Origin of the sequence: Streptomyces sp. SPB074 (assembly GCF_000154905.1) — a bacterium.
Lineage (GTDB): Bacteria > Actinomycetota > Actinomycetes > Streptomycetales > Streptomycetaceae > Streptomyces.
The window spans coordinates 5389885-5396957 of record NZ_GG770539.1 but is presented as its reverse complement, the minus strand read 5'-3'; the positions used below and the strand labels follow the sequence as shown (position 1 = coordinate 5396957).

The window sequence follows — 7073 nt, the reverse complement described above, 5'->3', positions numbered from 1 at the left end:
ATCGTGGAGGGCGCGGGGTTCACGGGGTCGGTGTGAGGGCGCGGGGCCGCACGGCCGTCCGCCGCCCGGGAGCGGTCCTCCTCACCCCCGGTAGCCGTATTCCTCGCTCCCCTCGTACGGGCCCGTCGGCCACGCCCCGCCCTGCCGGCGCTCCTCGTCCTCGCCGCGCTGGCGCGGCACCCACACCCCGCCGGGCGGGGTCTCCTGCGCGCCGGGCCCGGGGTCCGGGTAGCCGTAGCCGCTCGTCGCGTACGGGTCGGCGTAGGGGTCCGCGTACGGGACGGCGTAGGGCTGTCCGGCGGCCGGCTGCTGGTACTGCTCCTGGGGGGCCGCGTACTGCTGCCCCCAGCCGTCCGTGGTGATGCCCCACGTGCCGGTGGTGTCGCCCTGGACGAGCCCGGCCCACGTGCCGCTCGGGTCCTGGGGCTGCTGCGCGAACGCGCCGCCGAAGGGCGACGCGTTCGCGAACGAGGCGGTGTCGTACGTCCCGGTGCCGTACGCGCCGGCGCCCGGGTCGTACGTGCCGTACGCGCCCGTGCCGTAGGCCGCCTGCTGCCCCGTGTCGTACGTGCCCGCTCCCGTGTCGTAGGCGGGCTGCCCGGGCGTCGTGCCCTCCGGGTCCCAGGCGGTGGGCGGCGCCTCCTGGGCGTAGCCGTGGGTGGTGTACGGGTCGTGGCCGGAGCGGTAGCCGGGGGTGTGGTCGGCGGCGGGGGCCTGCCAGGAGGCGGCGGGCTCGCTCAGCACGCCCCTGCCCTCCGCGACGTTGACCGCGTCGAAGACCGCCGTCGTCTCGGCCTCCGGGGGCGCGGCGGCCTGCGGCGTCTGCGGCGCGGAGGCGCCGCTCCCGGGCGCCTCGCTCTCGTCGCGCAGGTCCGAGACCTCCAGCGAGGGGCCCTCCTCGCGCTCGCCGCGCACCCGGTCGCCGAGCGCGCCGAGCTTCTCGCCCGCCTTGCCCTTGAGCGCCCAGCCGGCCGCGAAGCCGCGCCGGAAGGAGAGCGTGACGAGGGTCTGCCCGGCCGCGAAGGCGAGCGCGCCGAGCACGATCACGAGGACGGAGGCCATGAGCACGCCGAGCACCACGCCGAGGAACCCGGCGAAGGCGAGCAGGCGCCAGCGCAGCCGCGCCTTGTACTGGAGCAGCACCTCGCCGAGGAGCCACAACGCCACTACGGCGAAAGCGAAATAGAGGACCGCCCAGCCCATGTACGCCCCTCTCGCCCCGGCTCGGGGCCGGGGTCCGTCGGATCAGGGCCTGTGGTGGGGAAGGCCCAGATTCTCGTGGATCTCCAGTGTCGCCGTGGAGTTGTTGAGCGTGATGAAGTGCAGCCCCGGGACATCCTCGGCCAGCAGTCGCGCGCAGAACTCGGTGGCGAACTCGATTCCCAAGGAGCGTACCGCCGCCGGGTCGTCCTTCGCCGCGAGCATCCGATCTTTCACCGTCTCGGGGAAGACGGCGTTGCTGAGCCGGGAGAGCCGTTCGAGCTGGCGCACGCTCGTGACCGGCATGACCTCCGGGATCACCGGGGTCTCGCACCCGGCGGCGGCGAGCCGGTCGCGCAGCCGCAGATAGGAGGCCGGATCGAAGAACATCTGGGTGATGGCGTAGTCCGCCCCGGCGCGGCACTTCTCCGTGAAGTGGCGGACGTCGGAGTCCCAGTTCTCGGAGCGCGGATGCATGTCGGGAAAGGCCGCGACGCCCACGCAGAAATTTCCCGACTCCTTGATGAGGCGCACGAGTTCGGCGGCGTACGTGAGTCCGTCGGCGCGCGGCACCCAGTCCCCGAGCGGGTCCCCGGGCGGGTCGCCGCGCACGGCGAGGATGTTCCGGACGCCGCCGTCCGCGTACTGCCCGATCATGTGGCGCAGTTCGGCGACGGAGTGCTCGACGGCGGTGAGGTGGGCGACCGGGACGAGGGTGGTGTTCTCGGCGATCGCCTGGGTGGCGCGCACGGTGCCGGTCCTGGTGCTGCCGCCCGCGCCGTACGTCACCGAGACGAAGCTCGGCGCGACGGCCTCGACGCGGCGCAGCGCGTTCCACAGGTTCCGCTCGCCCTTGGGGGTCTTCGGCGCCCAGAACTCGAAGGAGAAGGAGCGTTTGCCGCTCGCGAGCACCTCTGCCACGGTGGGGTGCTCGGAGGTCCAGGTGGATGCGGTGCCGAAGGCCATACGGGCAGCGTAGCGAGAAGGCGCCGCGAGGGCGGCCCACCAGGGCGTTATGCCCGTTAAGCGGACTTCTTGTCCACGCTGTGGACAGGGGGCTTCTCCAGGGGCAGCGCGCGGAGCCGGCGGGCGAGCGCGCGGGCCGCGTCGCCCGGGTCCGCGGCCTCGGTGAGCGCCCGGACGACGACGACGCGGCGCGCGCCCGCGTCGAGGACCTGGTCGAGGCGGGCCGCGTCGATGCCGCCGATCGCGAACCACGGGCGAGCGGTGCCGAGCGCGGCGGCGTAGCGCACGAGGGGGAGCCCGGGCGCGGGGCGGCCCGGCTTGGTGGGGGTCGGCCAGCAGGGGCCGGTGCAGAAGTAGTCGACGCCGTCCTGCGTGGCCGCCGCCCGGGCCTCCGCCTCGCTGTGGGTGGAGCGGCCGATGAGCGCGTCCGGGCCGGTCAGGGCGCGGGCGGCGGGGACGGGGAGGTCGCCCTGGCCGAGGTGGAGCACGTCGGCGCGGGCGGCGTGCGCGATGTCGGCGCGGTCGTTCACGGCGAGGAGCGTGCCGTGGCGCCGGCAGGCGTCGGCGAAGACCTGGAGCAGTTCCAGTTCCTCGGCCGCCTCCAGGCTCTTGTCCCGGAGCTGGACGATGTCCACGCCGCCGGAGAGGACGGCGTCGAGGAAGGCGGGGAGGTCGCCCTGGCGCTTGCGGGCGTCGGTGCAGAGGTAGAGGCGCGCGTCGGCGAGCGCGGTGCGCGCCGCCGCGTGCGGTGTTGCGTCCGGCATGTCCCACCCCTGTTCGTATGGCCTGACGATCATGCCACTCGCCCAGGGGTGGGCGTCACCGTGGTCCCGCGGCCCGGCTCAGACGGCCAGGGCCTGGGCGCGGCGCTTCACCTCCGTGCCACGGTTCTCGCTCATGGCCTGGGCGGGGGTGCCGGGCAGCGTCGGGTCGGGGGTGAACATCCACTGGATGATCTCCACGTCGTCGAAGCCGTCGTCGCGCAGCAGGGTGAGCAGCCCGGCCAGGCCCCGCACGGTGCGGTTGCCGTCGAGGAAGGCGGCGGGCACGTAGAGGGCGTTGTTCTCGCCGCGGCGGACCGCGACGAGCTGGCCCTCCTTCACCAGCTGGCGCACCCGGGTCACCTCGACGTCGAACCGTTCGGCGATGTCGGGGAGGCTGAGCCACTCGGGGACGAGCGCTTCGGTCTTGGCATCAATCTGGGTCACGGGACAAGCGTGCCATCCCGGGCGGCGGGACGGTAGCGGGAGGGTCCCCGCGGGCGACGGGACGGGGGCGCGGTGCGGGGAACGGAGAGCGGGGCGCGGTGAGGGGGCGGGCTCAGCGCACCGCCGTCTTGAGGGGACGGGCAGGGTCGGCGAGGAGGACGGGGTCGAAGGTCGCGCCGGAGGCGATGAGCTTGCGGCCCTGGGCGAGGTCGCGGGGGCGGCCGACGGCGAGGACGGCGGCGAGCCGCCCGTCCTCCTCCAGCCAGCACACCGTCCAGGCGGCGCCGTCCGGGTCGCCGCGCCGCACCAGGCGGCTCGCGCCCGCGTGGTCCCCGGCGTACTGCACGAAGCGGCCGAACTGCTCGGACCAGAAGTAGGGCACCGGGTCGTAGGGCTCGGCGCGCTCGCCGGTGAGAACGCCGGCGAGGGTGTGCGGGCCCTGGAGGGCGTTGTCCCAGTGGTGCACGCTCAGGCGCCGCCCGTACCGTCGCGAGGGGAAGGAGGCGCAGTCGCCGACGGCGTACACGCCGGGCAGCGAGGTGCGCAGCCAGGCGTCGGTGCGGACCGAGCCGTCCGGGGCGAGAGCGATGCCGGAGTCTTCGAGCCAGCCGGTGACGGGGCGGGCGCCGATGCCGACGAGGACGGCGTCGGCGGGCACCCGCTCGCCGCCCTCCAGGACGACGGCCGTGTCCTCGACGGCGGCGACGCGGGCGCCGGTGCGCAGCCGGGCGCCCGCCTCCTCGTACCAGGCCGCCATCGGCGCGGCGACCTCGGCGGGCAGGGCACCGCTGAGCGGGTGGCCGCCGGCCTCCAGGACGGTCACGGCGCAGCCCGCCTCGCGCGCGGCCGTCGTGAACTCGGCGCCGATCCAGCCCGCGCCGACGACGGCGACCCGGGCGCGGCGCGCGAGGACCTCGCGCAGGGCGCGCACGTCGTCCAGGGTGTGCAGGAGGTGGACGTGGGGGTGCTGGGCCGTTCCGGGCAACCGCAGGGGCGCGGCGCCGGTGGCGAGCACGAGGTGGTCGTAGCGGAGCGGGCCCTCGCTCGTGTCGATCTCGCGCGCGGCGGCGCGCAGCGCGCTCGCGCGCACCCCGAGGCGCGGCGCGGCGCCGAGCGCGGCGAGGTCGACGTCGAAGGCGGAGTGCTCGGCGCTGCCGAGGAGTACGGCCTTGGAGAGCGGCGGCCGGTCATACGGGGCGTGCGGCTCGTCCCCGAGCAGCACGATCTCCCCCGCGTACCCCTCCTCGCGCAGCGCCACGACGGTACGCACACCCGCCATCCCGGCCCCGACGACGACGACCCGCCCCTGCTGCTCCCGCTCTCCGCTCACACCCGCAACTCTAGGCCCCCACCCCCACCCCCGGCCGGCTCCCGCCCGAGACCCGCCCCACACCGACAGCCACCGGCGCCCGGCCCCCCGTTCTCCGGCGGGCTCCGTCTCGTTAGGGTGGGCCGGGCATACCGCGGGAGTCCGGGCGGACCGGGCTGAGAGGGGGGCTGCGGCCTCCGACCGTATGAACCTGATCCGGGTCATTCCGGCGAAGGGAGGGGGCCTCGTGGCCAGTGGTGGGGATGTCGTCGTCGTCGGTGGCGGGATCGTCGGGCTCGTGACGGCGTGGCGGGTCGCGCTCGGCGGGGCGCGGGTGACCGTGGTCGATCCGGAGCCGGGGGGCGGGGCGGCGCGGGTCGCCGCCGGAATGCTCGCCGCCGTCACCGAACCGCACCACGGCGAGGAGGCCCTGCTCGGGCTCGGGCTCGCCTCGGCGCGGCGGTGGCCAAAGTTCGCCGCCGAGCTGGGCGAGGCGAGCGGCCGGGACCTCGGGTACCGGGCCTGCGGGACGCTCGCCGTCGCGCTGGACACCGACGACCGCGCCGAGCTGCGCGAACTTCACGCCCTGCACACGCGGCGCGGGCTCGACTCGCAGTGGCTGACGGGGCGTGAGTGCCGCCGCCTGGAACCGATGCTCGCGCCGGGGGTGCGGGGCGGGCTGCGGGTCGAGGGCGATCACCAGGTCGATCCGCGCCGGGTCGTGGGGGCACTGCTCGTGGCCTGCGCGCGGGCCGGAGTGGAGTTCCTGCGGGCGCGCGCCGCGCGGCTCGTGGTGGAGGCGGACCGGGCGCGCGGGGTCGTCCTCGCGGACGGCGGCGTCGTCGGGGCGGAGCGCACGGTGCTCGCCGCAGGGTGTTTCAGCACGGACCTGGCGGGGGTGCCGCCCCAAGTGGCCGTGCCCGTCCGGCCCGTGAAGGGGCAGGTGCTGCGGCTGCGGATGGAGGGCGCGTACGCGGCCTTCCTGCGCCGTACGGTGCGCGCGGTCGTGCGGGGCGGGAGCCTGTACCTGGTGCCGCGCGAGGACGGGGAGCTGGTGGTCGGCGCGACGAGCGAGGAGCGGGGCAGGGACACGACGGTCACGGCCGGCGGGGTCTACGCCCTGCTGCGCGACGCGCACGAGCTGCTGCCCGGGATCACCGAACTCCCGCTCACCGAGACCCGCGCGGGCCTGCGTCCCACCTCGCCCGACAACACCCCGCTCCTCGGCCCCACGGCGCTCCCCGGTCTGCATCTCGCGACGGGGCACGGCCGCAACGGGGTCCTGCTCGCCCCCGAGACGGGCGCCGTCATGGCGCACGCCCTGCGTCACGACGCGCTGCCGCAGGCGGCGCTCCCTTTCAGCCCCCAGCGATTCGCGAGAGACCCGGAGCCCGTGCTGTGAACCTCGACCTGACCGTGAGAGTCAATGGCGCGGAGCGCGCCGTCGCCCCCGGCACGACGCTCGACACGCTCGTCGCCGGGCTGAGCCGGGCCCGTACGGGCGTGGCCGCCGCCGTCAACGAGGCGGTCGTCCCGCGTGGGGACTGGCCGGCGACCGTGCTCGCCGCCGGGGACCGCGTCGAGATCCTGACCGCCGTGCAGGGAGGCTGAGGACCATGGCCGACGATCCTTTCGTCCTCGGGGGTACGGCGTACTCCTCGCGCCTGATCATGGGCACGGGCGGGGCCCCCAGCCTCGACGTCCTGGAGCGCGCCCTGACCGCCTCGGGCACGGAGCTGACGACGGTCGCGATGCGCCGCCTGGACCCGGGCACGCAGGGTTCGGTGCTCTCGGTGCTCGACCGGCTCGGCATCCGCGTCCTGCCGAACACGGCGGGCTGCCACACGGCGGGCGAGGCGGTGCTCACGGCGCGGCTCGCGCGCGAGGCGCTCGGCACGGACCTCGTGAAGCTGGAGGTCGTCGCGGACGAGCGCACCCTGCTGCCCGATCCGGTGGAACTGCTCGACGCGGCGGAACTCCTCGTGGACGACGGCTTCACCGTGCTCCCGTACACGAACGACGATCCGGTGCTGGCGCGGAAGCTGGAGGACGTGGGCTGCGCGGCCGTCATGCCGCTCGGCTCGCCGATCGGTTCCGGGCTCGGCATCCGCAATCCGCACAATTTCCAGCTCATCACGGAGCGGGCGCGGGTCCCGGTGATCCTCGACGCGGGCGCCGGCACGGCCTCGGACGTGGCGCTCGCGATGGAGCTGGGCTGCGACGCGGTGATGCTCGCCTCGGCCGTGACGCGGGCGCGCGAGCCGGAGCTGATGGCGCGCGCGATGCGGCACGCGACGGAGGCGGGGCGCCTGGCCCGCCGCGCGGGCCGCATCCCGCGCCGCCACTTCGCCGAGGGCTCCTCCCCGGCGGAGGGCCGCGCCGATCTGGAC

Annotated in this window: 8 protein-coding genes and 1 riboswitch; of the genes, 3 read left to right on the top strand and 5 right to left on the bottom strand. The window is 75.6% G+C overall.

Annotation, left to right across the window (positions count from 1 at the left end; genetic code table 11):
* Positions 1-81: 81 nt before the first annotated feature.
* The 5 genes from SSBG_RS22910 to SSBG_RS22890 all read right to left on the bottom strand — a co-directional run bounded on the left by SSBG_RS22910 (position 82) and on the right by SSBG_RS22890 (position 4704).
* Positions 82-1203: a membrane protein gene (locus SSBG_RS22910; RefSeq protein WP_008748446.1), complete on the bottom strand. Its 1122-nt coding sequence runs from the start codon at positions 1201-1203 to the stop codon at positions 82-84.
* 42 nt (positions 1204-1245) lie between these two features.
* Entirely contained in the window at positions 1246-2166 is a 921-nt protein-coding gene (gene metF / locus SSBG_RS22905) for a methylenetetrahydrofolate reductase [NAD(P)H] (protein ID WP_008748445.1), read from the bottom strand.
* Positions 2167-2222: 56 nt separating this feature from the next.
* Positions 2223-2930, bottom strand: a complete 708-nt coding sequence (thiE, locus tag SSBG_RS22900) for a thiamine phosphate synthase (protein ID WP_008748444.1) — start codon at positions 2928-2930, stop codon at positions 2223-2225.
* A gap of 78 nt (positions 2931-3008) precedes the next feature.
* Positions 3009-3374 (bottom strand): Rv2175c family DNA-binding protein, encoded by a 366-nt coding sequence (locus SSBG_RS22895; protein ID WP_007828188.1) that lies wholly within the window; start codon positions 3372-3374, stop codon positions 3009-3011.
* A gap of 112 nt (positions 3375-3486) precedes the next feature.
* Positions 3487-4704: an NAD(P)/FAD-dependent oxidoreductase gene (locus SSBG_RS22890; RefSeq protein WP_008748443.1), complete on the bottom strand. Its 1218-nt coding sequence runs from the start codon at positions 4702-4704 to the stop codon at positions 3487-3489.
* A 131-nt stretch (positions 4705-4835) separates the two neighbouring features.
* Positions 4836-4923, top strand: a riboswitch (TPP riboswitch).
* Positions 4924-4930: 7 nt separating this feature from the next.
* On the opposite strand from SSBG_RS22890, the gene thiO reads away from it, so the two are divergent.
* From thiO to SSBG_RS22875, 3 genes are all read left to right on the top strand, one after another.
* Positions 4931-6085 (top strand): glycine oxidase ThiO, encoded by a 1155-nt coding sequence (gene thiO / locus SSBG_RS22885; protein WP_037871796.1) that lies wholly within the window; start codon positions 4931-4933, stop codon positions 6083-6085.
* Positions 6082-6294, top strand: a complete 213-nt coding sequence (gene thiS / locus SSBG_RS22880) for a sulfur carrier protein ThiS (RefSeq protein WP_037870453.1) — start codon at positions 6082-6084, stop codon at positions 6292-6294. The genes thiO and thiS overlap by 4 nt, the downstream gene beginning before the upstream one ends.
* A 5-nt stretch (positions 6295-6299) precedes the next feature.
* Positions 6300-7073: thiazole synthase (locus SSBG_RS22875; RefSeq protein WP_037870450.1), on the top strand; the 774-nt coding region annotated here is incomplete at its 3' end.

Bases quoted from the DNA above. Each gene is read 5' to 3' on its own strand.
- thiE (WP_008748444.1), bottom strand. From the start codon at position 2,930: ATGCCGGACGCAACACCGCACGCGGCGGCGCGCACCGCGCTCGCCGAC.
- SSBG_RS22910 (WP_008748446.1), bottom strand. From the start codon at position 1,203: ATGGGCTGGGCGGTCCTCTATTTCGCTTTCGCCGTAGTGGCGTTGTGG.
- metF (WP_008748445.1), bottom strand. From the start codon at position 2,166: ATGGCCTTCGGCACCGCATCCACCTGGACCTCCGAGCACCCCACCGTG.